A 23,801-nucleotide genomic window follows, 5' to 3' on the forward strand; every position below is an offset into this window, starting at 1 on the left:
CCGCTACCTCGCAAACAGCCGGTACGTCACCCCGAACCGCAGCTTCGTGCTGTCCTCGTCGTTCTGCACGCCCAGGCTCACGCTCGCCCGGCGGTTGAAGTTGTACGCGGCGCTGAAGCTGGGGCGCACGGATTCCAGGTTGAGGCCGTTCAGGGGGGTGCTGACTTTAAAGGTCACCCGGCCGTCCGGGGTGCTGTAGGTGGCGTCGAGCAGGCCCCGCCCGTTCAGGTCCACCTGGTATTGCAGGTACAGGTCACGGGTGAGGTACGACCCCAGCGTCAGCGTCGCGCCAAGCGAGCCGTCAGAGGTCAGCAGGTTGGGCGTGAAGCGGAACACGTCGAGGCCCAGGGCGCGGGCCACGTTGCGCTCGATCTCGCCCAGCACGAAGACGTTCAGCGCGGTTTGCAGGGCGCTGGTGCCCAGCGAGGCGAGGTTCGCGGGCAGCGCCTGGAGGTCGGGCACGCCCGTCGCCACGAGCGCGTAGAGCTGCGCCTCGGTGTAGGGATTGCCGGTCGCCGGGTCGGTGCAGGCGCCCCCCGCCGCCGTGCAGCTCAGGGTGGTGCGCAGGTCCAGCGCGTTCTCGCCGCTGGGCAGCAGGCGGAAGCCGCCCTGAACGTCGAGTGTGACGGGCACCCGCCGCCCGCTGATGCTGTCGGGCACCGTGCCGCTGGCGAGGGCGGAGAAGGTGGGCAGGATGCCGTCGCCCCCGAACGTCACCTGGCCGCTGCGGAGGGTGAACTCGTTCTCGCGCAGGAACAGCGTGCCGCGCTGGGCCACCACGTCCCCGCGCAGCAGGGGCCGAGCGCCCGTGCCCGACAGCACCAGGTTCCCGCTGAACTCGGCGCGGGCGAGCGCCTCGTCCACCCGAATCCCGTTCGGCGCCCGGATGGGGATGTCCTCGAAGACCACGCGCTCCAGGAAGGGCGGGGCCGGGCGGTCCTCCGGGGTGTCCGGGGCGGGCTTGGGGAAGGTCGTGTACTCGGGGGGCAGCGGGCTGGGGAAGTCGTCGGTCGTGCGCCCGTTCGTGCCGCCGCCCGTGCCCCCCGCCTGTCCCGGCGCGGGCAGGGTGGTCGGCGCGTTCGGGCGCCCCAGCGTGAGCCGGGTGAAGTTCGCCGCCCCGCTCACCCGGACGAAGGTGCCGTCGTCCACCGCGCGCAGGTCGGCGCTCAGCAGGCTCTCGCGGGCGTAGACCGCGGCGAGCGGCAGGTTGTACCCCCGCGCGGTCAGGGTGAGGTCGGGCCGCGGGGCGAGCGTGCCGGTCAGCCGCAGGGTGCCCGCCGGAGTGGTCGCCGTGGCGGGGGTGCGGCTCCCCGCGTCCACCGTCCAGCGCGTCTCGCTCGCCTGGGTGACCGTCACCGTCGTGTTCGGCAGCGCCCCGAGCGCCTGCGGGGCGAGCAGCCCGGTGAACGTCGCCCGCGTGCCCGACAGCCGCCCCAGCGTGAACTGCCCGCGCAGGTCCACGGTGCCGTCGCTGCCCACCGTGCCGCCCGTCAGGATGCGCCCGGACGCGCTGAAGGCCCCGGAGTCCGGCAGGTCTCCCGCCAGGGAGGGAATCTGGAGGCTCAGGCCCGCCACGCTGCCGACCAGGTTCTGCGCCCGCAGCCCCCCGCGCGGGCGGTCGTAGGTGCCCGCCGCCGTGAGGGTCACGCTCCCCTTGAGCGAGGGCGTGAGGCCCGCCAGGCCCGGCACCAGCCGCAGCACCGGGGTGAAGGTCGTGTTCGTGAACCGGGCGCTGAGGTCCACCCGCTGGCGGGTGTAGCCGCCGCGCACGTCCCAGGTCCCCGCCCCGGAGAGCTGGATGTCCACGTTCCGCAGCTCCCGCGCCGCGTAGTCCAGCGTGCCCGTGCCCGTCAGCGTCTCGGTCACGGCGTCCGCGCCCGTACCGCTCGTGGCGGTCACGCGGATGCGCTCGGCGACCACGGTGGCGCTGCCCGCGGCGGGGTCGGCGAGCGGCAGGCTGAAGCGGGCCACGCCCGTCACCACGCCCTCGCCCACGGGGGTGCCGGTGATCGCCCCGACGACTGCGCCCAGCGGCAGCGCCTGGAGGGTGGCCCGCCCGCTCAGGGTGCCCCCCGTCAGGCTGGCGAAGAAGTCCGTCTCGCCCAGGAAGCCGCGCAGGCGCCAGTCGCCGCCGACCAGGGTGCCCTCCACCCGCGCGCCGAGCTGCTTTTGCCCGATGCTCAGGGCCGGGCTGCTCACGACGACCGTGCCGCCGCCGTCCTGGATGTTCGCCTCGCCGCTCACCCGGCCCCCCAGCCCCGGCGCGAGCCCCAGCCGCCCCAGGTCCACGTCGTCGAGCCGCGCCCGAAGCTGGTAGCCCTCCCCGGTGGGGCGCAGGTCGCCCAGGGCGCCCAGGGCGGGGAGCAGGTCGGCCAGGCCGCCGTCCCCGGTCAGCCGCGCCTCGCCCACCGCGTTCCCCGCCGTGAGGTCCGCCCGGAAGGTCTGCCCCCCCAGGGTGACGCCCCCCTCCAGCCGCACGTCCTGCCCCAGGGCGCTCAGCGGGTAGCGCGCCGCCGTCACCGAGCCTGTCAGCCCCGCCGGGCCGGAGAGGACGCTCGCCGTCAGGGTCCCGTCCTCCCGCCTCAGCGTGCCGCTCAGGGTGCCGGTCCAGCCCCCCTCACGCTGAGCGGCGCTCACGCTCACCACCCCGGCGGGCAGGGTCGCGCTCGCCCGCACCTGGGGCCGCCCACCCGCCAGGGTCACGTCCGCCGCCAGGTCGCCCGCCAGCGTGACGCCCAGGTAGGGAATGGTGAGGTCCGAGGTCGCGTCCGCCACCCGCACATTCACCCGTCCGTTCCCCGTGGCGGGCTCCAGCGTCCCGCTCGCCGTGAGCCGCCCGCCGACCCGTGGCACGCCCAGGCGCCCGAGGTCCAGGCCGGGGAGGTTCGCCCGCACGGTGCCCGCGTTCCAGGTCACGCTCCCCGGGGCGAGGCCATCGGTCACGGTGAGGTCCGCCGAGCGCAGGCCCGCCGTGCCCGCCGCCCGCCACTCGCCCCGCCGCACGCTGAGGGTGAGGGTGGGGTCGGCGAGGGCACCTCTCGGCGTGACGCTCAGGCTGAGTTCCGGGCGGGTGAGGGCCGCCGTGCCCAGCCAGCGCCAGTTCCCCTGCTCATCCGGGCGGACCTCGACCACGCCGCTCGCCGTCGCGCCGGGGCCGTCCACCAGCCGGAGCTGCACGCCGTCCGCGTTCGCCACCAGCCGCGCACCCGCCCCCAGCAGACCCGCCTCGCCCGTCACGAGCGGGTGCGCGAGGGGACCGGAGACCGCCAGGTTCGCCGCGTCGGTGAGAACGCCATTCGGCCCGCCCGTCACCCGCGCGGTCCCGTGCCATCCCGTGAAGGGGTCGGCGTTCAGGTCCAGCGCCGTCCGCAGCCCTTGCGTGGTCACGCTGCCCCTGACCTCCAGGGCGCGGGCCTGGTACGCGGCCCGCACGTTGCCGTCCACCACGCCGCTCGCCGTGAGCGTGAGGTCGGCGGTGCCGTTCAGCCCGGCGGCCCCCGTTGCGCGCAGGGTGCTCCCCGCCGCGCTCGCCGTCAGGCCGCTGAGGGTGAGGGTCCGCCCCTCCAATGTGGCGACGGTCGCCCCGGCCTGGGTCAGCGTGCCGCGCAGATCGCTGGGGGTACCCGTGATCGTTCCAGCCGTGTCCGCAAGAGTCACGCCCGTCACCGCCGCATTCCGGGTGGTCAGCGTCGCGGCCAGGCGGGGCGCGGCCAGGGTGCCCGAGAGGGTCACGTCCGCCGTCGCCGTCCCCGTGCCGTTGACCAGCGCGAGTGGGGTCAGGCGGAGCCCCCCGGCGAGCGCGGGGAGGAACCCCTGGCCGGGGGTGAGGGTGACCTGGCCGGAGCCGAGCGTTCCGGCGTTCAGGGTGTAGCCTCCCCGTCCATCGCCGCTGAGGGTGACGGGGGAGGGGAGGCCGGAGACGGTGGCGGTCGCCGTGCCCGCCAGCCGGGGCCACGCCCCGTTCAGGTCGAGCCGCACCTCGTTCCCGCCCTGCCGCGCCGTGCCGTACACGTGCGCCCGGACGGTCCCCGCCCCGAGGTTGAGGTCGCTCGCCTCGGCGTAGAGCGTTCCGGCCCGGCCCTGGCCCTTCAGGGTCACCCGCGCATTCGCCCGAGCGTCCCGCAGCGGACCCGAGAGCGCCACCCGGGCGTCGAAGGTGTCCGCCAGGGTGGAGGCACTTCCCGCGACGAGCAGGTCCTCCAGCGGCCCGCTGAGGGTGAGGTCGGCGTTCACCGTTCCCGCGCCGAAGGCCCTGGCGTTCACGTCCCGCGCCGTCACGCGCACGCCCGCCGGGAGGGTTCCGCTGGCCTTCAGCACCCCGCCGAGCAGGCTGCCGTCGAGCGCGGCCTCCAGCACATCGGGCTGCCCGGCCCGGCGGATCAGGGTGGCCTGGCCGAACAGGCCGAAGGGTCCCACCCGCCCCTGCTCGCCCCGCAGCGCGAGGTTCCGGGCCTCGACGAGCGAGGGGCCACCCGCCAGGTCCCCCGAAGCGCGCACCGTCCCGGCGAAGGTCAGCGCGTCCACGTCCCAGCCGGGGGGCAGCAGCCGCGCCAGGCGCACGGGCTGGGCCCGCAGGGACACCTCGTAGCGTCCGCCGCTCAGCGCCGCGTTCCCCGTCAGCCGCTCGCCCGCCAGCCGCACGGCCAAGTCCCCGGCCCCGTACGTCGCGCCCAGGTCGCCGCTCAGCTCGCCCGCCGTGTCGGTCAGTCGGCCCGCGAAGGTCGCCGCCAGCCGGTCCCAGCCCGGTCCGGTCAGGGTCGCGCGGCCCGTGGCCCGCAGTTGCCCCGCCCGTCCCCACAGCGCCCCGACATCCAGGGCGGTGAGGTCGAGGGTGCCGCCCGGCCGGAGGGGGAGGCTCGCCGGGAAGCTCCCGGCCACCCGCGCCGGACCCACGCTGCCCGCCAGGGCGAGGGCACCCGACCCGTTCAGCGTCGCGTCGAGCGCCCCGCCCGGCACGTTCCCCACCGCCCGCAGGCGGCCCAGCCACCCGCGCCGCGCGTTCCACCCGGTCACACCGTCGAGCCGCACCCGCGTCTGACCCGACAGGAAGGCCGTGTGGACGTTCAGGCGGCTGTCCTGCAATCCGCCGAGCGCCCCGCCCCCGAGCTGGCCCCGCACGAATCCGGCGAGCGGTTCCCCCATCACGTTCAGCTTCCAGTCCCGGCCCAGCAGCCGCGCGGTGAGGCGCGAGCCGCCCGCCTGGAGGCCATCCGTTCCGTTCGTCAGCGTGCCCTGCGCGGTCACCTCCGGCTTGCCGAGCGTCCCGCGCGCCTGCACGGTGTAGGTGCCCGGCAGCCCCTGACGGAGCGTGGCCTTCGCGCTCAGCGCCAGGGTGGGGAAGACTGGCCCGCTCGCCCGCAGACTCCCGAGGGAGAGGCTGGCCGTCGCCCCGTTCAGCCGCAGCACGCCGCCCGAGAACGTCGCCGGAGCCTGGAACGTCGCCCCCGCTACGTCGCCAGCCGCGTTCACCCGCAGGTTCCGCAGGGTGCCGCCGACGGTGCCGCTGACCTGCCCCGCCGTGCCCGCCAGTGCCCGCAGGTCCGGCGCGGCGAACGTGCCGCTGGCCCGCCAGTCGTCCCTCTCCCGGTGCACGTCGAGGTTCACGTTAGCCCCGGCGACCGTGGCCCGCAGGGTCGCCGCCGCGTCCGGTTCGGTCAGCGCTCGCCCCACGGCGGTCAGGTTGAGGGCCCGGCCCTGATACGTCCCGGCGGCGCGCAGGGTGAGCGTTTCCGCCGCGTTCCCGCTCAGAGTGCCCCGCACGTCGCCGACGTTCAGCACGGCGTCCGCCCGGGGGTAGAGGGGCCCGCGCACCCGCACGTCCAGCCCGGCGAGGTCGCTCGTCAGGTCGGCGGACAGTTGCCCGCGCGCGAGCGTCACCCCGCCGACCGCCCGCTGGCCCGCCGCCGTCAGGTCCACCCGCGCCTGCCCGTTCGCCCGCCCGAAGTCGAGCCCCGGCACCGTCAGGTTCGCCGTGACGTGGCCCGTCGCCTCCAGCACGGGGCGCAGGAAGCGCGCGTCCACCTCGGCCCCCGGGATGGTGAGGTTCTGGCCGTCGTAGCGCAGCGGAATGACGGTGCCCGGGTGGGTCAGGTCCGCCGAGGCCGTCACCCGCCCGCGCCAGTTCACCTGCCCGGCCAGGTTGAGGGGATCGCCCTGGTAACGGGTGCCCTGAGTGCCCACCGTCGCCCCGTCCGCCCTCACCTGCGCGACGAGCCGTCCCGGCACGACCTCCGCCCGCACAGCCGCCGGGAGTGCCGTGAGGAAGGGGGCGAGGTCGGCGGTCAGGGTGCCCCCGAGCCGGGGAAGCAGCGCCACCCGTCCGCCCAGCGGGCCGGAGGGGAGGGCGGCGAGTCCCGCGCCCTCCCCGACGAGGCCCAGCGTTCCCTCCCGGCCACCCAGGCTGTAGCGCAGGCCCGCGCGTCCGCTCCAGCGCCCACCCGCGTACGTCAGCCCGCCCAGCCCGAGCCGCCCCCCCGTCACCGAGGCGGTCAGCGGCAGCGTCTGGGAGGGGAGGTTCAGGCCCGCCCCACCCGCCCCGTAGGTCTGCCGCCTCAACCGCAGCGAGCCGCGCAGCCGGGCGAGGTCCCCCGCCACGCTCGCGGTGAGGTAGGGCCCGTGGATGGCAACCCGCAGATCGCTCAGGTTCGTGAGTCCAGTCAACTGCGCCTTCGCGTCGAGACGGTGGCCCGCGAGTTCGCCGCTGGCATTCACCCGCCCGTCCCGAACGGTCAGGCGCAGCGGCCCCGCCCGCAGGTCGGCCACCGGTTGCCCGCCCGCCAGTGAGACGGTTCCAGTAACCGGCTGTCCTGCCGCCGTCACGTTCACCCGCGCTCCGCCGCTCGCCCGGCTGAGGTCGAGCCCCGGCACCGTCAGGTCCGCGGTCACCGTGCCGCTCGCTTCCGCCAGGGGCCGCAGGAGCCGGGCGTCCAGCCGCGCCCCACGCACCGTCAGGTCCCGCCCGTCATAGCGCAGGCTGGCCCGCGCGTCCGGGTGCGTCAGTGTGGCCGTCGCCGTCACGCCGCGCTCCCAGCCCACCCGGCCATTCAGGTTCAGTGGGTCACCCAGGTAGCGGGTTCCCCGGGTGGTCAGGGTCGCCCCCCGTGGGGTCAGAGAGGCCACGAGTTCCCCCGGCACGACCTGCACCCGCACCGATTCTGGCAGCAGCGGCAGGAGGGGGGCAAGGCGGGCGGTCAGCGTGCCCCCAACCTGCGGGAGCAGCGTCACCCGCCCGCCGAGGGGTCCGGTGGGCACGGCGCTCAGCCCGGCCCCCTCGCCAACCAGGCGCACAGTGCCCCCCTGTCCGGCGAGGGCGTAGCGGAGTTCCGCGCTGCCCCCCCAGGTGCCCGCCCGGTACGTCAGCCCGCCCACGTCCGCCCGCGCGCCCGTGAGGGAGGCGGCCAGCGGGAACGCCTGCGCGGGCAGCGTCACCCGCGCCGTCCCCTGTCCGAAGGTCTGCGGGCGAACGCGGACCACGCCCCGCAGGTTCGCCACGCCGCCCGTCGCCTCAGCGGTGAGATAGGGCCCAATGACGCGCACGCGCAGGTTCTCCAGGGTGGCCGGGAGGGTCAGTCGGCCCTGGGCGGTGACGCGGTGGCCCGCGATCTCGCCCGTCGCCGTCACGGTCCCACTACTCGCCCGCACGCGCAGAGGTCCGGCGGTCAGGTCGCCGCTCAGGACCCCGTTACGCGCGGTCAGGTCGCCCCTCAGGGGTTGCCCGGCCAGGGTCAGGCCGCGGGCACGCACGTCGAAGTCGGAAAAGCCGCGCAGGGTGACGCGGGCGCCGCCGCCCGAGCCGTCGAACACGTTCACGGTGCCGCGCGGCTCGGTGCCCGTGCCGGTCACGTGGCCGTCCACGTACAGGCCCGCGACCGGCCCGCGCACGTCCAGGTCGTAACGCCCGGTGGGGAGGGCCGCGGTGCCCGTCGCGCGCAGGCCCTCCCCGTCGGTGAGCAGCACGTTCAGGTTCTGCCAGGGGCCGCGCAGCGCGACCGTGTACTGGTCAAGGACGCCCCTCGCGTTCACGTTGCCCCGGAAGCCGGGTCCCCAGGTCGCCTCGCCCCGCACCCGGCCGGCCTGCCCTAACGCGGTCAGCGCCTGCTGGCCCGACACCGAGAGCAGCCCCGTGCGCGCGTCGTAACGGGCCGTCAGGTCCCCCCAGGTCCCGCTCGCCGTGAGCGCGGGCGTGAGGGTGCCGCTCAGGTTCACCGCCTGCCCCGGCAACGTCACCCCCGCGAAGGAGAGTTCGCCCGTGCGGCCCGTGAGCCGCGCCCGCAGATTGCCGTACTCCCCGCTCAGGGCCGCGTTCAGCGTCTGCCCCTGCCAGGAGGCCGTGCCGCTCGCCTGGACGTTGGGGTACACCCGCCCGGACAGATTGGCCGTCACCCCGGCGAGGGCGCCCCTCAGATCCGCCGTCACCGCGCCGCCCGTCCGCGTTAGCGTGCCGCGCACCGTCCCGCCCGCCGCCGTCCCCTTCACCCGCGCCGTTCCGCCCCGCCCGGCGAGCGCGAGGTCGAGGGTGCCCCCCAGGTCCTCCACGCCCAGCAGCGGGCGCAGCGCGGCGAGGTTCACCCGCCCCGTCGCGTCCCAGTTCTCCCCGTCGATCACGCCCCGGGCCGTCTGCCCCCCCGTCGTGAGGGTGAAGCGCACGCCCCGGTCCAGGCTGAGGGTGCCCTGGATGTCCGCGCCCTGCACCCGGGCGGTGGTGCGCAACCCATTCGAGAGCCGCGTGTCGGCCAGCACCGTGACGCCCCGCGCCGTGCCGCGCAGCCGCGCCGCGCCGCCCCGCCCGGTGGCGGTGAGGGCGTAGCCGTTCCCGGTCGCCGTCAGGGTGCCGAAGGCCCGAAGGGTGGTGGTCACCGTCGCCGCGCCGTTCACCCGCGCCCCGCCCACGACGGGCAGGTTCCGCGCCTCCAGTGTGAAGGCGTCCCCCCGCCAGGTCAGGCGCTGGTCCCCCGGCGTGAAGGTGCCGCGCTGCTCCAGGTAGTTGAGGGCCAGCGGCCCGCGCAGGGTGCCCGTCACGCCCGGCACGTTCGCCGCCAGCGTCCCCGCCACGTCCCCGCCCGTCAGGTCGAGGCGGCCCCCACCGCTGAGGGTGACCCCCGCGCCCGTGAGGTTCCGCGCCGTCCACGCCCCCCGGAAATTGCGGTCGAGGTCGAGTTGCACCGCACCCAGGTCGGCTTTCAGCCCCTCGCGGTCAAACTGCGCCGTGCCCGCCAGCGCGAAGGGTCCGGCCTCGCCCCCCGTGATGGCGGCGCGCAGGTCGGCCGGCTTGCCACTCAGGGCGACTCGTGCCCGGGCCGCGCCGTAGGTGGGATTCAGGGTGGCACTCAGCTCCTGGTTTTTCAGGGCCAGGGTGCCCGCCAGCGGTCCGCCCAGGCCCCGTCCCGTCAGCCTCAGCACGTTCTGAGCGTCGATGTTGGCCGTCACGTCCAGCGGCTTCTGGGCGAACACACCCTCCCAGCGGGCCTGCCCCTCCTGCCCGAAGGCCCAGCGGCCCTGCAAGATCTGCTCCCCGGCCAGCGCCGTCCGCGCGCTGAAGCCGAGGTCGTTCGCCGGACGCCCGCCGCCCGAGTGACTCAGGAAGGTGTACTCCGCGTTCAGGTCCCGGAAGGGCACGCCTGCAAAGCGGCCCGCCCCCTTCGCGGAGCCCTTCACGCTCACGGTGTCCCACCCGCCCGCCGTGACGTGCAGCCGCAGGTCGCCCGTGCCCGTGGTGCCCAGCGCCCGCGCGAGACCCTCGACGGTAGGCTCGGCGTCCGCCGTCACCGTCCACTTGTGCGCCTTCAGGTCCACGCCGCCCCGCGCGGTGACCGGGCCGTTCCACCCCTGCCCGCTCAGGTTCAGGGAGATGTCGTCGCCCCGGTGCGTGGCCGTCCCGGAGACATTCTGCACCGTCACAAACCGCGCCTCCGGCACCCGGACACTGCCATTCGAGAGTTTCAGGTCACCGCGCACCGGCCCGTCCCCGAACTGGTAGCGCCCGGTGATGCGCCCACCCGTCACCCCCGGCCAGTAGTGGTTCAGCACCCGGGCGTCCGCGCCCAGATCGAGCAGGAAGACGTTCCCCGCCTTCCCCTCCCGCACGGTCACGTCGGCGTTCAGGTCGCCGTCGGGGGTCCGCCCGCGGACGGCCAGCGCCCCGTTCTTTCCCGGGGTGACCTGGAAGCGGCCATCGGGGATGTTCACGCCCGAGCCGTCCACGTTCACCCGGGTGCCCTGAACGTCGAGGCCGCCCAGCACGACCTTCCAGCCGCCCTGCGCCTGCCCCGGCTCGCCCTTCTGGCCGCCCAGCAGGTCCCCCAAGCTCAGGTTCACTGCCCCGTCGCGGACCTTCACGTTCAGGCGGACCGTCTTGTTCCGCAGATCCACCCCGGCGACGCTCACGCCCGCCTGCGCCGCCGTGCCACTCACGCCCGGCAACTGCACCCGTGCCCCGCGCAGCGTCGGGGACCAGAGTGGCCCGCCCACCCCGTCCGCCGTGATCCGCGTGCCTCCGCTGTTGGCCTGGCGCAGCGCCCACTGCCCCAGCAGGGCGGGAGCAAACCAGGCCGCCAGGCCCAGCAGCGCGGCAAGACCCGGCAGGACCCAGGGCCAGCGTCTGCGCCTGGGGCGGGCGGGGGTGGAACGCGGCGAGTCCGTCACGCGCGGACCGGCGGGAGGGCGAACGGGACGCGGAACACGGGGCGGGCGGGCATCCTCCCCACTTTACCGTTCGGCGGGTGAGCGCCGCTCCCCAGAAGCTCACGCGGCGGTCAGAATGTGGGGGTGGGCCCGACCGTCAGCCGCCGCACGCTCAGGCCCCGGCCCCACCCGGTACCATGCGCCCCATGCGTCTGACCGCTCTTGTCTCCGGCACCGTGCAGGGTGTCGGCTACCGCCGCTACGTGCAGCGCCACGCCCGCGACCTGAACCTCAGCGGCAGCGCCGAGAACCTGCTCGACGGGCGGGTCGAGGTCGTCGCCGAGGGCTCGGAGGCCGACCTGGAGCGCCTGCTCCACTGGCTCAGGCGCGGCCCGCCCCACGCCCGGGTCGACGACGTGCAGACCCAGTACAGCGAGGCGACGGGCTTGCGGGATTTTCACGTGTATTGATCGGGAGTGGCTGGGGTGTCCGTGTTCCAGTCCTCGCCTCGTGTGGGAAAAGCAAGATGGGGACGCGGTTTTTCTTCCTCTCCCCCTGCGGGAGGGGGTCGGGGAGAGGGGTGGCAAGCGTCAGCTTGCCCGGCTGTCCTGACTGGAAAAGAAGTGCCTGGACACTCCGCCTGGTCTTGGGACGCTCTGCCTGTTCACCCCCACCCAGCCTCCCCCCTCAAGGGGGAGGAGCTTTTTCCACTGTCCTACACATCCTTTTTTCTCCACAAGTGACTTTCATACATCTCCCGACCCCTGTAGGGGGAAGGCGGGCGACCTGAGCGCGGCCAGAGGAGGCGGTTGGGCCTATACATCCAGTCCTCTTCCACAGAGGAAAACCCCGCTCCTCAGCCCTGGCGGTTCAGCTCGGCGCGTTCATCCTCGGGGGTGCCCTGGGCCGTTTCCCCGGGGTCGGGGGGCACGCGGTAGTAGCGCCTGAGCGCCTGGCTCAGCCCGCTCAGGCCCGGGAAGAGGGTGCGCTCGGTGATGCCCGACTGGTCGAGCTTGTCCCTGATCTCCCACTTGAGCCCCGCGGGTACGATGACCTTCTGGGCCATGCCGGGGCGCTCCTCCAGCCAGTCGTCCAGGGCCGTATCCGGGTTGGACAGCAGCGAGAAGAGGGCCGACTGCTGCACGATCCGCTCGTCGATGGAAGGCGGCTCCAGAAACAGCAGGAAGGGTTGCTCGGCCTCGCGCTCCAGGTCCTCCAGCCAGCCCAGGTCGAAGGTGGAAAGGGGAGCAGCCCCGTTCGGATGGCGCTCCCGCGAGGAGGCGGCGAGCATATCGACCGTGAAGACCCCCGCGCCCTCCTGGGTGAGGAGGTCTCGCAGCGGCCCCGGCAGAGTCTCATTCGTCCGCACGAAGTTCGTCATCCAGATCACGCCGTCCTGGTCGTAGTGCCGCTCCTCGGCGGTGGCAAAGTGCATCGCCACCAGGGGCGAGGAGGTCCAGTCGAGGAGCCGGGTGGGCAGGCCGTGATGCTGCCCCACCGCCAGCCAGTACCACGAGAGGTCCCGGTCCACCCCCGAGCGGTAGGCGTACTTGCGAAAATTCCGCAGGAGGTGCCGCTCGACCTCCCGCGTCTCGCCCCCCAGCCGTTGCAGGGTCGTGGTCAGCTTGGTATCCGCCCGCCCCTGCCCCCGGAACACGAAGGGGGAGCGGAAGCGGCGCAGCCCCTGATTCCACGCCCCCCCGTACAGCACCTCGTGCAGGTCCAGCCACGAGGAGACCCTGATCTCGTCCATGAGCCCACCATACGGGCGGGCGGGGTGGGCGTCGGGGACGGTAAACGTTGCCTGATGCTCGCGCTTGGGTCACGGGGTTACGGTGCCGAGGCGTACTCGGCGGCCCGGCGCACCTGCTCGTCGCTTGGCCGTACCCCCGTATACAGGACGAACTGCTCGGCGGCCTGGAGGGCGATCACCTCCGCCCCGGTGATGACCCGCTTGCCCTCCGCCCCCGCCAGCCGGATCAGCGGCGTCTCGGGTGGAAGCGCCACCACGTCAAACACCGTCTCCGCCGCCGCCACCACGTCCGGTGGAAAGGCGAGGTCGTCCGCCTCGGCCCCACCCGCCATCCCGATAGGTGTGACGTTGATCAGGAGGCTCGGCTGCAAGTTCCCCAGCTCGCCCTGCCAGCGAAAGCCGCAGCTCCGGGCCAGCGCCTCCCCCTTCTCCTGATTCCGCGCCAGAATGACCCCGTCCCGAAAGCCCGCGTCCCGCAGCGCGAACGCCACCGCCTTCGCCATGCCGCCGCTCCCCCGCAGGACGAAGGAGGAGGAGGAGGCGGGCGGCACCGCGTGGGACCGCAGAAGGCTCGCCACGGCGATGTAATCGGTGTTGTAGCCCCTGAGCCAGCCGTCCGTATTGACGATGGTGTTCACCGATTCAATGACCGCCGCCGAGAGGTCCAGCTCGTCCAGAAACCCGATGCACGCCTCCTTGAACGGCATGGAGAGCGCGCAGCCCCGGATGCCCAACGCCCGCACGCCGCCGATGGCCGCTCCCAGGTCGCTTGTCGTAAACGCCTTGTAGAGGTAATCCAGCCCCAGTTCCTCGTACAGGAAGTTGTGGAAGCGGGTGCCGAAGTTGCCGGGTCGCCCGGCGAGGGACATGCAGAGTTGGGTGTCCTTGCTGATGGGGCGCGGCATGGGGACATTGTTTCAGGGAAGAGCCGCCGACGGGGCCGGGCCGCCTCATCTGCCAACCTGACCCCGGGACTCTCCGCTCGTGAAGGCTCCCCCAAGGCGGAGGTTCACAGCCGGGCTTAAGGTGACCTCATGAGCGTCAAGGACAACTTCACCCCGGACGAGTGGTTCAAGGTGATGACCGGCCCCGGCCGAGCGGGCGCGGCCATCGTGGCGGCCAGCCCCAGCGGGATCACCGGCATCGTCGCCGAGGCGCAGGCGATTGCGGGCGCCATCCGCGAGCAGGTGAGCGGCCAGGGGCGCACACCCCTGCTAGAGGCGATGGCCGCCGACCTGATGGGCACGCCGCCCGATCCCAGGGGCCTGCCCCAGGGGGAGCGCGCCCGCAACATGGACGAGGCCCGCGCCCAGAGCCTGGAGGGCGTGCGCCAGGCCGTGTGGCTGGTGAGCAGCAAAGCCAGCCCCGAGGACGCCGCCGCCTACCGCCGCCTGCTGTGGTCGGTGGCCGAGCGCACCGCGCATGCTGCCAAGGAGGGCGGTTTCCTGGGCATCGGCGGCGAGCAGGTCAGCGACAAGGAACGCGCTGCCCTGGAGGAACTGCGCGGCGTGCTGGGCATGGATGGGAGCGCCGGAAGCCTGACGGCCACGCACGAAACTCCGCCGATGGGCCCGGATGGCTCGGGGAACAGTCCCTGAACGGTCTGAACACATGAGTGACACGCCGCTCCGGGTCCGCTTCGTCAACGTGCCCGCCCTGGGTCAGGCGCCCGGCTACTCCCATCTGGCGGAGGTGCGTGGTGGCCGCACGGTCTACCTCTCCGGGCAGATCGCGGTGGACGAACAGGGCCGCACGGTGGGGGAGGGCGATTTCCTGGCGCAGGCCCGCAAGGTCTTCGGGAACATCGGCCTCGCCCTGGCGGAGGTCGGGTTGACCTTCGACTCGGTCGTGAAGTTGACCTTTTTCCTGACGGATTTTGCCCATCTGCCCCAGATGCGCTCGGTTCGGGACGAGTTCGTGAATGTGCAGAGCCCTCCCGCCAGCAGCGCCGTGCAGGTCGCCGCGCTGGTGCGCCCGGAACTCCTCATCGAGGTCGAGGCGATAGCGGTCGCCCCTTGACCCTGTATCCTGTCCCCACGGCGGGTGGCGACTGGCGCTGAACGTGGGCGAACCACGGGGAAGCCACCCGGACCAAACCTGATCGCGCGCCTGGGTCGGACGCACCGCTGCATGGGCGGGGGCGTCCGCGACTTTTGGGGAGGCCAGCGTATGGCACAGGGAGCGGCATGACGAGACGGGCTCTGATTTCGGTCAGCGACAAGACGGGCATCGAGGCCTTCGCGCGGGCACTGGTGGCGCGGAGCTGGGAAATCCTCAGCACGGGGGGCACCCTGGCGGCGCTGCGTGCGGCGGGGGTTCCCGCGACGGCGGTGAGCGACGTGACGGGCTTCCCCGAGATTCTGGATGGGCGCGTCAAAACGCTGCATCCAAACATCCACGGCGGCATCCTCGCCCGGCGGGAGGAGGGGCATCTGGCTCAGCTCGCCGCGCACGGCATCGGCCCCATCGACCTCGTGTGCGTGAACCTCTACCCCTTCCGGGAGACGGTGGCGCGCGGGGCAGACTTCGGGGAGGCGGTCGAGAACATCGACATCGGCGGCCCGGCCATGATCCGCGCCGCTGCAAAGAATCACCAGGACGTGCTCGTGTTCGTGGACCCGGGGGATTATGGACTGGCGTTTCAGGACGACGTTTCCCCCGCCGACCGCCGACGCCTCGCGGCCAAGGCCTTTCGCCACACCAGCGAGTACGACGCGGCGATCACGGCCTATCTCGGGGAAGGGGCGGAGGAGACGTTGCCCGAGCACCTCACCCTCAGCCTCTCCCGGGTGGCCGAGGTGCGGTACGGCGAGAACCCCCACCAGCCGGGTGCGGTGTACCGGTTGGGACAGGAGCGCGGCCCGGTGCTCGACGCGCGGGTGGTCGCCGGAAAGCCCATGAGCTTCAACAACTACGCGGATGCGGATGCGGCCTGGGCGCTCGCGCGGGAACTCGCCTCACAGGAGGACCAGCCCGCCGGAACCCGCGCCGTCTGTGTGGCCGTCAAGCACGCCAACCCCTGCGGCGTGGCCGTGGCGGACACGGTGCAGGCCGCCTGGGAACGGGCGCGGGACGCCGACACCCTCAGCGTGTTCGGAGGTGTGGTCGCTGTGAGCCGACCGGTGGACCTCGCGGCGGCACAAGCCATGCGCGGCACCTTCTTGGAAGTCCTCATCGCGCCCGACGTGACGCCCGAGGCGGTGGAGTGGTTCGCCGCGAAGAAACCCGACCTGCGCGTGCTGATCGCCGCGCCGGACGCCAGGCCCGGCACGCTGGACGTTCGCCCGCTCGCCGGGGGCTTCGCCGTGCAGCGCCGCGACACCCGCCCCTGGGACGACCTCTGCCCCGAGGTGGTGACCCGGCGGGAGCCGACCGAGCAGGAATGGCTGGACCTGCGCTTCGCCTGGGCCGTCGTCAAGCACGCGCGCTCCAACGCGGTCGTCCTGGCGCGGGACGGGGTGACGGTCGGCCTGGGTGCGGGGGCGGTGAGCCGCATCTGGGCCGCCGAGCGCGCGGTGGCGAATGCCGGGGAGCGGGCGCGCGGCTCGGTCCTCGCCTCCGAGGCCTTTTTCCCCTTCGACGACGTGGTGCGCCTCGCGGCGGGGGCGGGCGTGACGGCGATTCTCCAGCCGGGCGGGGCCAAGCGCGACCCCGAGGTGATCGCGGCGGCGAACGACCTCGGCCTGAGCATGGTGTTCACCGGCTCGCGGCACTTCCGGCATTGAGGGCGCCCATGACGGAATCCCGATCCCTCCTCGGCAAGCCGCTCGCGGACGAGGTGACGCGGGGCGTCCGGGAAGCCCTGGCTAAGTGGGCCAACCTGGAGCCGAGCTTCCGGCCTCACCTCGTCTCCGTGCTGGCCTCCAGCGACCCCGCCTCGCGCGTGTACGTGGAGAGCAAGGCCCGGCGCGCCAGGAAGCTCGGTGTGGAGTTCGGGGTGCGCGACCTGGGGCCGCAACCTACGCAGGACGACCTGCACGCGGCGCTGCGTGAACTGTCCGCCGACCCCGCCGTTCACGGCATCGTCCTCGAATTACCCCTGGCCCCTGGTCTGGATGCCGACGCTGCCCTGCTGCACATCGAGCCCCGCAAGGATGTGGAGGGGCTGACCCCCGCCAACCTCGCCCTGATCGCGGCGGGCCGGGAGAGCGAGGCGCTGCTGCCCCCCACCCCCCGCAGCGTGCGCTTCCTGCTCCGCGCCGTGCTGGGCGACGACCTGCGGGGCGTGCGCGTCGGCCTGATCGGTCCCGGGCGCACGGTCGGGCGGCCCCTCGCCTTCATGCTGAACAACCGGGGCGTGACGGTGACCCTGTGCAACGAGCACACCCGCGACCTCGCCGGGGTGCTGGCCCCCCAGGACGCCGTGGTGGTCGCTGTGGGCCGCGAGGGACTGCTGAGGCCCGAACACGTCCAGCCGCATCACGTCGTCATCGACGCGGGGATCAACGTCACCCCGGAGGGCGTGGTCGGCGACGCCGTGCCGGACCTCCCCGTGCGGGCGCAGACCCCGGTGCCGGGCGGGGTCGGCCCCCTCACGAGCGCGCTGATGTACCAGAACCTCGTGCGTGCAGTGAAGTTGCAGCGCGGCGAGCGGGTCGAGTAGGGCGTCAGTCGCTGGAACTGGCCGGGACGACCCGGGGTTGCTCGATCTCCAGCCCCTCGGCGTGCCGAACGCTCTTGTCCCAGACGTGGCGGCGGGTGAGGTAATTCCGGTACGCCCGCGGCAGGCTGGAGAAGATGGCGAAGCCGTAGACGAAGAGCCCGCCGAACGCGAGGGCCACCATCCCCGGGTTCAGCGGGTTCTGCCGCCGATAGCGGGCCACCCACTGGGCCTGCAGGGCGAGGTTCAGCCCGGTGAGGGTGGTCGCCACCACCGGGTCGAGCACCAGCCCGCGCTCCCCGAACAGCAGCCGCACGGGTTGGCTGAGCAGCGAGAGCAGCACCAGCGCGATGGTCCAGGGGTTGGAGAGGAAGTAGCTCAGGTCCAGCCGGGCCGCCAGCGGAACCCTCGCCCGCCACAGCCGCGGGATGTAGGGGGCGCACTGCATCGTCCCCTGCACCCAGCGTGCCCGCTGGCGGGTGAAGCGCCCGAGGTCGGGGAGCCCCTGCTGGGTGACGGCGCTCTCCAGAAAGGCCAGCCGGAACCGGGGGTCAGCGAGCCGCAGCTCCAGCCCGCTGGCGAGGTCCTCCGAGAGGCAGTCGGGCCAGGGGTCCCGTCCCCGCTCGAACTGCCCCGCGAGGTAGCTCGCCCGCATGAATTGCCCGTTGCCGAAGAGCGCGACCCCGTGCCACCGCTCCCGGAGCTGTTGCATGTGCCGGATGATGAAGTACTCGATGTCCTGTTCGAGTTCCAGCATCCGGCCGATCCAGCCGTGAAAAGTGCTCGGGATGCCCGACATGCGGACCTGCACGTGCGCCTGTGCCCCCATCACCCAGGGGTCCGCGAAGGCCCGCCGCGCCCCCGGCAGCAGCCCGGGCGAAAGCCTGCCGTCCGCGTCGAGGATCACGAGAACCTCGTGGCGCAGGTCGCGGCCCTCGGCGCGGGCGTCCTCGACCACGCGCCGAGCGGCCCAGTTCAGCGCCTTTCCCTTGCCCTGGCGCGCGTGCGGGGCGACCCGGCGCAGCAGCCGAACCTGCGGGTCGGCGTCGGCGAGGGTCCCCACGAGGGCGGCGGTCGCGTCCTCACTCCCGTCGTCGATCACGGCCACCCGCGCCTCGGGGGCCAGGGTGCGGACGCTGCGGACGGTCGCCACGATCACCTCCTCCTCGTTCAGGGCGGGAATCAGGACGGTGAAGCGCAGGCGCGGGTCGGGGGCCCGGCTCCGGCGGGGGCGCGGGAGGAGGGCGGCCAGCGTCATCTGAACCAGGTACAGGCCGAGCAGGAGCAGCCCCAGCGTGTCCAGCAGCGTGAAGAGATGGCTCAAGGTGCACCTCGGTGGTCCTTTCCGGTCCCGCTTCACACGTCACCCCCGGGGGTGCGGGCCGAACACGCGGCGCTCAGGTCCACTCCCCAGGCCCGGGCGGGCGGAAACGTGTCTGCCTACCCTAGCCCCCCCGCCTCCCCGAACCGTCGCAACGCTTACGGGTCGGCCCTTCCCCGGGACAGTGATAAGCTCTCCCGCTGTGGACGTAGCGTTTCTCACCGACGCGCCGCGCGTGGCGGGCAGCGAGGTCTGGTTGCTGGAGGTGCTGCCGCTGCTGGCGGGGCACGGCGTCCGGCCCACCGTGTTCCTCCCGCAGCGGGACACCCTGGGTGAACTCGCCCGGCGCCTCGGGGAGGCGGGCGTGGCCGCGCAGGGGTACACTGCCCCCTCCGAGCTGCCGGAGCGCACCCGGGCCTTTGACCTGCGCGTGCTCCAGGCCTGGGACCCGGCCACCTACCGGGACGTGCTGCCGCACTTGACCGCGCCGCGCCTCGTCATCACGCACGATCAGCTCGACTACCACTACCCGCCCCCCCTGCGGGGGCTGTACCGCGAGATCTACCGCCGCACCAAGGCGCGCCCCATGGCGGCGGCGGAAGGCCTGGTCACCGTCTCGGCCTGGGGCGGGGCCTTCCTGCGGGAGCAGATGGGCCTGCGGGACGTGGGCGTGGTGACGAACGGGGTCGATCCGCTGCGCTTCCGCCCGGCGCGGGGGGCCGAGCGGGCGGAGCTGCGCGCGGGCTTCGGGTTCGGGCGCTTCACCGTCCTCGTGCCGGGCCGTTTCGCCCCCGAGAAGAACCAGCTCGCCGCCCTGCGCGCCGCCCGCCACGCGCCGGAGTTGGACTTCGTGTTCGTGGGGGACCAGGATTCCGGGCTGGGGGCGGCCACCCGCGCGCTGCGCCGCCTGTTGGGGCTGGGCAACGTCCGCTTCCTGGCGCGGCGCTGGGACATGCCCGAGCTGTACCGCGCCTCGGACGCCCTGCTGCAACCCACACTCGCGGAGAACCAGTCGCTGGTGACCCTGGAGGCGATGGCGTCCGGCCTGCCTGTCGTCTCGACCCCCATCCCCGCCCAGCGGGAGCTGATCGCCGACGGGGTGACGGGCCTGCTCGTCCCGCCGCAGGGCCCGCTGCTCGCCGCCGCCCTCCGGGCCCTGGCGACGCACCCAGAGCGGGCCCGCGGGATCGGCCTGGCCGCCCGCGAACACGTCCTGGGGCACCACACCCTGAATCACACCGCCGCTGCGGTGGCGGGGGTACTGCGCGGGGCGGTCGCCGGGGGTGCGTCCGCCGGGTTCGGACGGCCCGGCCAGTGGGGTAACAGAACCGCCGCCGGGACCTAAACTAGACCTGAGCCCGGACGGCCCGGTTCTCACCGGCACCCGGCAGAGTTGGAAGCGAAAGGGCGCCCCGCGAGCCCGAGCGTGGCCGTGAGCCGCCCGCCCCTGGAGACCTTTTGAAGAACTTCCTCGTGTCGCTCGACGTGGTGGGGCTGGTCCTCTTCGCGCTGTTCGCCATTCAGCAGACCGCCGCCGCCCTGATGCCCCGCCTGAGGCTGCCGACCGCCGACTCCGGCATGGACCTCATCTTCCTGATCCCGGCCCTCAACGAGGTGCAGGTCATTGAGGCGACCCTGCGCAACCTGCGCGAGACGGTGCCGGAGGCCCGCCTGGTCGTGATCGACGACGCGAGCGATGACGGGACGGACGCGGTCGTGAGGCGGCTGGCCCGGCAGGACCCGGCGATCCGGCTGCTGCGGCGCGAGTTCCCGGAGGCGCGGCAGAACAAGGGCCGGGCGATGAACTGGGCGGTGGCCCGCCTGCTCGCGGACGGTACGGTGCGCGGCGACCTGCGGCGAACGGTCTTTATCGGCCTGGACGCCGACGGGCGTATCGGCCGGGACTTCGTGCGGCAGGTGTACGGCGCCTTCCAGGACGAGCGGGTGGCGGCGGCGCAGGGCTGGATGCGCTACCGCCAGGAGGTGCCCGGGGTGCGCGGCTGGCGCGGCGGGCTGGCCCGGGCCTTGCTGCTGGGTCAGGACGTGGAGAACTTCATCCTGGGGCACACCCAGCGGTTCCGGCACCGGGCGGGCACCGCGTCGCTGACGGGCAACGGCCAGTGCATGCGCGCGAGCTACGTGGCGGCGCAGCTCGCCCGGGGGGTAGACCCCTGGCCCGACGTGCTGCTGGAGGACTTCGGGAGCGCGGTCGAGATCCGGCTCGACAGCCCCGAGCACCGCATCGCGTTCCTGGACGCCCACGTGCGGCAGCAGGGCATGATCGAGGTCCGGCCCCTGCTGCGGCAGCGCGCCCGCTGGAACCAGGGCACCCTGGAGTGCCTGCGCTACCTCCCGGCCCTGTGGCGCTCGCGGGCCCACCCGGTCACCCTGCTCGACTTCACCTACCTGATCTGCGGCCCGTACCTCGCGTCGTTCCTGCTCCTGAGCATCCTGACCCAGCCCCTGCGGAGGGTGCTCCACGGGGAGGGGCTCACGCTGCCGGGGTGGACCGGCCTCCTGCTGAGCGTGCTGCCGCTCGCCTTCCAGGTGAACTGGGCCCTGCGCTATTGCCGCGAGCGGCGCCTGCCGTGGTGGATGGTGCCCTGCACGGTCGCGCTGCTGCCGCTCTTCGGCTTCCTGACCTTCTGGGCGCTGCCGCTGGCGTTTTACAATCACCTCTCGGGCCGCAAGGGCTGGTACAAGAGCGTGCGCCACGACGAGGGACCGGGGCGCGATCCCGGAAACGGCCCGGAGAAGACCCCGACCCTGCGCGTCTCCGGGGACTGAGCGCCCCCGGGCGACCTAAGCCGGGCGCCCGGCCCGCAGGAAGTCCGTCACCCACCCCGGCAGCCCCCCCGGGTCGATCAGGAAGGCGTCGTGCCCGTGGACGCTCTCCAGCTCCCGGTAATGGCCGCGGGGCAGCAGCCCCACCCCGGCGCGGACCTCGGCGGGGGGATACAGCACGTCGCTGGAGATGCCGACCGCGAGCACCGGCACCCCGATACCCCGCAGCTCCGCGTCCGTGGGCTGGAAGCGGTCCATCGCCGCCGTCAGCGCGAGGTAGGTGCGCTCGCAGAAGCGGGCGGCCAGCTTCTCCCCCTGGTATTCCAGGTAGGTCGTGATGTCGGGCGTGCCGGGGCGGCACCGGCCCCACCCCGCCTGGGTGCGGGCGAAGCTCTCGGGGCTGCGGTAACTCAGCATGGCGATCTGCCGGGCGACCTTCAGCCCCTCGCCACCCGGTGCGGCGCGGATGGCATTCCGGGCGGCGGTGTTCAGCCCGATGGCCCAGGGGGAGTGGCGGGCGGGCGCCCCGATGATCACCGCCCGGTCCACGAGGTCGGGGCACTCCAGCAGCCAGGCGTAGGCCAGCATCCCGCCCATGCTCGCGCCGATCACCGAGACGCGGCGCACGCCCAGGTGCTCCAGCAGCGCCCGCCCCACCCGTGCCATGTCGCGCAGGGTCAGGGGCGCGTCCCCGCCGTTCACCTGTGGGAGGTCGGCGGGGCCGCTCGTGCCCGCACAGCCGCCCAGCACGTTCGCGCAGACGATGTACTCCCGGGTGGGGTCCAGGGGCCGACCCTCTCCCAGAAAATCCGGCCACCATTCATGCACCGCGCTCGTGCCCGTCAGGGCGTGCAGCACGAGGACCGCGTGTTCCGACGGCGTGCCGTAGGTGTGGTAAGTCACCCGCACGTCCGAGGCGGCCTGCCCGCAGTCGAGCAGCAGCGGCGCGTCCCGGAAGAGGAGAGCCGTCCGCGGCCCCGAACATCGCTCGGGAGGGGGGGGCGGCCCGGGCTCCCGGGGGAGGGTCACGGCGGTCATACCCCCTCCGCGTCCACCAGGGCCGTCGCCAGCGCCTGCGCGAAGTCCTCCTGGATGTCGCCGATATGCTCGATGCCCACCGACACCCGGATCAGGCCCGGCGTGACCCCGGCGGCCTCCTGCGTCACCTCGTCGAGCTGCGAATGGGTCGTGCTCGCGGGGTGGATGACGAGCGTGCGGGTGTCGCCCACGTTGGCGACGTGCTGGGCCAGTTGCACCGAGCGGATAAAGGCCTCGCCCGCCGCCCGGCCTCCCTTCAGCTCGAAGGTCAGGACCGCCCCGGCCCCGCGCGGCAGGTACGTCTGCGCCCGGTCGAAGTGGGGGTGGTTGCTCAGGCCCGGATAGGTCACCCGCGACACGTCGGGGTGCGCGCTGAGCCACGAGGCGAGGGCGAGGGCATTCTGCGCGTGCCGCTCGCCGCGCAGCGAGAGCGTCTCCAGTCCCTGCAGGAACTGCCACGCCTGCTGCGGCGCGAGCGTGGCGCCGATGTCGCGCAGCCCTTCCGTCCGCGCCCGGGTGATGAAGGCGACGTTGGGCAGCCCCAGCGCGTTCCCCGTCCCGAACGCCTCCCAGAAGCTCAGGCCGTGGTAGCTCGGGCTGGGGTCGGTGATCAGCGGATACCGCCCGTTCCCCCAGTCGAACGAGCCGCCGTCCACGATGATCCCGCCGATCCCGTTGCCGTGCCCGCCGATCCACTTGCTCGCCGAGTGCAGCACCACGTCCGCCCCGTGCCGCAGCGGCTGGCAGTAGTACCCCCCCGCCCCGAAGGTGTTGTCCACGAACACGGCGACACCCTTCGCGTGGGCGACGGCGGCGATCGCCTCGAAGTCGGGGATGTTCAGCGCCGGGTTGCCGATGGTCTCCAGGTACACGGCGCGGGTGCGGTCGTCGATGAGGGCGGCGAACTCCTCGGGGCGCTCCTCCTTGCTGGTGAAGCGCACCTCGATGCCCAGCCGCCGCAGGGTCACCCGGAACTGGTTCACCGTGCCGCCGTACAGGTTGGGCGTGCTCACGATGTTGTCCCCGGCCTGCGCCACGTTCGTGATCGCCACAAACTGCGCCGCGTGCCCGCTCGCCACCGCCAGGGCGCCCACGCCGCCCTCCAGCGCCGCCACGCGCTCCTCCAGCACGGCGTTCGTGGGGTTCATGATGCGGCTGTAGATGTTCCCGAAGGCCCGCAGCCCGAAGAGGTTCGCCGCGTGCTCGGGCGACTCGAACACGTAGGAGTTGGTCGCGTAGATGGGCACGGCCTGCGCGCCCGTCGCCGGGTCGGGGCGCTGCCCGGCGTGTACCTGAAGCGTGTCGAAATGCAGAGTCTTATCGGCCATGTCGCGGCCCTCCTCACAGAAAAAAGGCGTCTGACTGTGGGGGAGCCGCCGGGGAAAAGCGGGTGCCCCCTCTCGGGCGTCGAGAAGGGGCGGGGATTATCGTCCGCGTGACCTTCCCTGATCGGTCCCGCGCGCGGCCATCGTCGGCCGTCAGGCGGGCTGGCCTTGGCACCGTGACGTGATGAGGTCCGGTTGCCGCGCCGTCAACGAGCCAGGTCTCTCGGGCGCTCTGGATAGGGTCGCTCCACGCGGGAGCTAGGGAGAAGGGTAGCAGGGCGGGCGCGGGGGGGTCAACCGGGGGTCAGGGGGTGAGAGGTCGGGCGTGCTGCGCCTCATCAGGGGTTGGGGGACAAAGCC

General features: G+C 73.4%; 13 protein-coding genes and 2 riboswitches. Of the genes, 7 read left to right on the plus strand and 6 right to left on the minus strand.

The features are described from left to right. Positions 1 to 3 precede the first annotated feature (3 nt). Positions 4 to 10,641, minus strand: a complete 10,638-nt coding sequence (locus tag DAERI_RS01505) for a translocation/assembly module TamB domain-containing protein (protein ID WP_235610167.1) — start codon at positions 10,639 to 10,641, stop codon at positions 4 to 6. Between the two features lie 185 nt (positions 10,642 to 10,826). Here DAERI_RS01505 and DAERI_RS01510 point away from each other — a divergent pair, with 185 nt between their 5' ends. Then, positions 10,827 to 11,090: an acylphosphatase gene (locus DAERI_RS01510; protein WP_103127705.1), complete on the plus strand. Its 264-nt coding sequence runs from the start codon at positions 10,827 to 10,829 to the stop codon at positions 11,088 to 11,090. A 386-nt stretch (positions 11,091 to 11,476) separates the two neighbouring features. On the opposite strand, the gene DAERI_RS01515 is transcribed toward DAERI_RS01510, so the two are convergent. Together DAERI_RS01515 and DAERI_RS01520 are read right to left on the minus strand one after the other, a co-directional pair. Continuing rightward, on the minus strand, positions 11,477 to 12,373 hold the full coding sequence (locus tag DAERI_RS01515; protein WP_103127706.1) for an FRG domain-containing protein: 897 nt from the start codon (positions 12,371 to 12,373) through the stop codon (positions 11,477 to 11,479). A gap of 77 nt (positions 12,374 to 12,450) precedes the next feature. Further along, the gene (locus DAERI_RS01520) at positions 12,451 to 13,278 is read right to left on the minus strand and encodes a shikimate 5-dehydrogenase (RefSeq protein WP_103127707.1); all 828 of its coding nucleotides are present in this window, start codon (positions 13,276 to 13,278) and stop codon (positions 12,451 to 12,453) included. A 129-nt stretch (positions 13,279 to 13,407) separates the two neighbouring features. Between DAERI_RS01520 and DAERI_RS01525 the strand changes: the two genes are divergently transcribed. From DAERI_RS01525 to DAERI_RS01540, 4 genes are all read left to right on the plus strand, one after another. Then, positions 13,408 to 13,971 carry a hypothetical protein gene (locus DAERI_RS01525; RefSeq protein ID WP_103127708.1) on the plus strand — a complete coding sequence of 188 codons (564 nt, stop codon included), beginning with the start codon at positions 13,408 to 13,410 and terminating at the stop codon, positions 13,969 to 13,971. Positions 13,972 to 13,984: 13 nt separating this feature from the next. Next, complete coding sequence (locus DAERI_RS01530; protein ID WP_103127709.1) at positions 13,985 to 14,392, plus strand: RidA family protein; 408 nt, start codon at positions 13,985 to 13,987, stop codon at positions 14,390 to 14,392. 17 nt (positions 14,393 to 14,409) lie between these two features. Further along, positions 14,410 to 14,495, plus strand: a riboswitch (ZMP/ZTP riboswitch). Positions 14,496 to 14,559: 64 nt separating this feature from the next. Then, on the plus strand, positions 14,560 to 16,098 hold the full coding sequence (gene purH, locus DAERI_RS01535; RefSeq protein WP_103127710.1) for a bifunctional phosphoribosylaminoimidazolecarboxamide formyltransferase/IMP cyclohydrolase: 1,539 nt from the start codon (positions 14,560 to 14,562) through the stop codon (positions 16,096 to 16,098). Positions 16,099 to 16,106: 8 nt separating this feature from the next. Continuing rightward, positions 16,107 to 16,976: a bifunctional 5,10-methylenetetrahydrofolate dehydrogenase/5,10-methenyltetrahydrofolate cyclohydrolase gene (locus DAERI_RS01540; protein ID WP_103127711.1), complete on the plus strand. Its 870-nt coding sequence runs from the start codon at positions 16,107 to 16,109 to the stop codon at positions 16,974 to 16,976. 4 nt (positions 16,977 to 16,980) lie between these two features. Here DAERI_RS01540 and DAERI_RS01545 read toward each other — a convergent pair whose 3' ends face one another. Next, positions 16,981 to 18,297, minus strand: a complete 1,317-nt coding sequence (locus DAERI_RS01545) for a glycosyltransferase (protein ID WP_103127712.1) — start codon at positions 18,295 to 18,297, stop codon at positions 16,981 to 16,983. A 199-nt stretch (positions 18,298 to 18,496) separates the two neighbouring features. Here DAERI_RS01545 and DAERI_RS01550 point away from each other — a divergent pair, with 199 nt between their 5' ends. Continuing rightward, the gene (locus DAERI_RS01550; RefSeq protein ID WP_103127713.1) at positions 18,497 to 19,639 is read left to right on the plus strand and encodes a glycosyltransferase family 4 protein; all 1,143 of its coding nucleotides are present in this window, start codon (positions 18,497 to 18,499) and stop codon (positions 19,637 to 19,639) included. A gap of 113 nt (positions 19,640 to 19,752) precedes the next feature. Then, positions 19,753 to 21,081, plus strand: coding sequence for a glycosyltransferase family 2 protein (locus DAERI_RS01555; RefSeq protein ID WP_235610168.1), 1,329 nt, complete (start codon positions 19,753 to 19,755; stop codon positions 21,079 to 21,081). Between the two features lie 15 nt (positions 21,082 to 21,096). Here DAERI_RS01555 and DAERI_RS01560 read toward each other — a convergent pair whose 3' ends face one another. Both DAERI_RS01560 and DAERI_RS01565 read right to left on the minus strand, forming a co-directional pair. After that, positions 21,097 to 22,116: a homoserine O-acetyltransferase family protein gene (locus DAERI_RS01560; protein ID WP_103127714.1), complete on the minus strand. Its 1,020-nt coding sequence runs from the start codon at positions 22,114 to 22,116 to the stop codon at positions 21,097 to 21,099. Continuing rightward, a complete protein-coding gene (locus DAERI_RS01565; RefSeq protein ID WP_201262696.1) occupies positions 22,113 to 23,444 on the minus strand; it encodes an O-acetylhomoserine aminocarboxypropyltransferase/cysteine synthase family protein in 1,332 nt (443 codons plus the stop codon). Before DAERI_RS01565 ends, DAERI_RS01560 begins: the two co-directional genes overlap by 4 nt. Positions 23,445 to 23,559: 115 nt before the next feature. Continuing rightward, positions 23,560 to 23,683, minus strand: a riboswitch (SAM riboswitch). Positions 23,684 to 23,801 lie beyond the last annotated feature (118 nt).

Origin of the sequence: Deinococcus aerius (assembly GCF_002897375.1) — a bacterium.
GTDB classification, from domain to species: Bacteria; Deinococcota; Deinococci; order Deinococcales; family Deinococcaceae; genus Deinococcus; species Deinococcus aerius.

Bases quoted from the DNA above. Each gene is read 5' to 3' on its own strand.
- DAERI_RS01510 (WP_103127705.1), top strand. From the start codon at position 10,827: ATGCGTCTGACCGCTCTTGTCTCCGGCACCGTGCAGGGTGTCGGCTAC.
- DAERI_RS01515 (WP_103127706.1), bottom strand. From the start codon at position 12,373: ATGGACGAGATCAGGGTCTCCTCGTGGCTGGACCTGCACGAGGTGCTG.
- DAERI_RS01520 (WP_103127707.1), bottom strand. From the start codon at position 13,278: ATGCCGCGCCCCATCAGCAAGGACACCCAACTCTGCATGTCCCTCGCC.
- DAERI_RS01525 (WP_103127708.1), top strand. From the start codon at position 13,408: ATGAGCGTCAAGGACAACTTCACCCCGGACGAGTGGTTCAAGGTGATG.
- DAERI_RS01530 (WP_103127709.1), top strand. From the start codon at position 13,985: ATGAGTGACACGCCGCTCCGGGTCCGCTTCGTCAACGTGCCCGCCCTG.
- purH (WP_103127710.1), top strand. From the start codon at position 14,560: ATGACGAGACGGGCTCTGATTTCGGTCAGCGACAAGACGGGCATCGAG.
- DAERI_RS01540 (WP_103127711.1), top strand. From the start codon at position 16,107: ATGACGGAATCCCGATCCCTCCTCGGCAAGCCGCTCGCGGACGAGGTG.
- DAERI_RS01560 (WP_103127714.1), bottom strand. From the start codon at position 22,116: ATGACCGCCGTGACCCTCCCCCGGGAGCCCGGGCCGCCCCCCCCTCCC.
- DAERI_RS01565 (WP_201262696.1), bottom strand. From the start codon at position 23,444: ATGGCCGATAAGACTCTGCATTTCGACACGCTTCAGGTACACGCCGGG.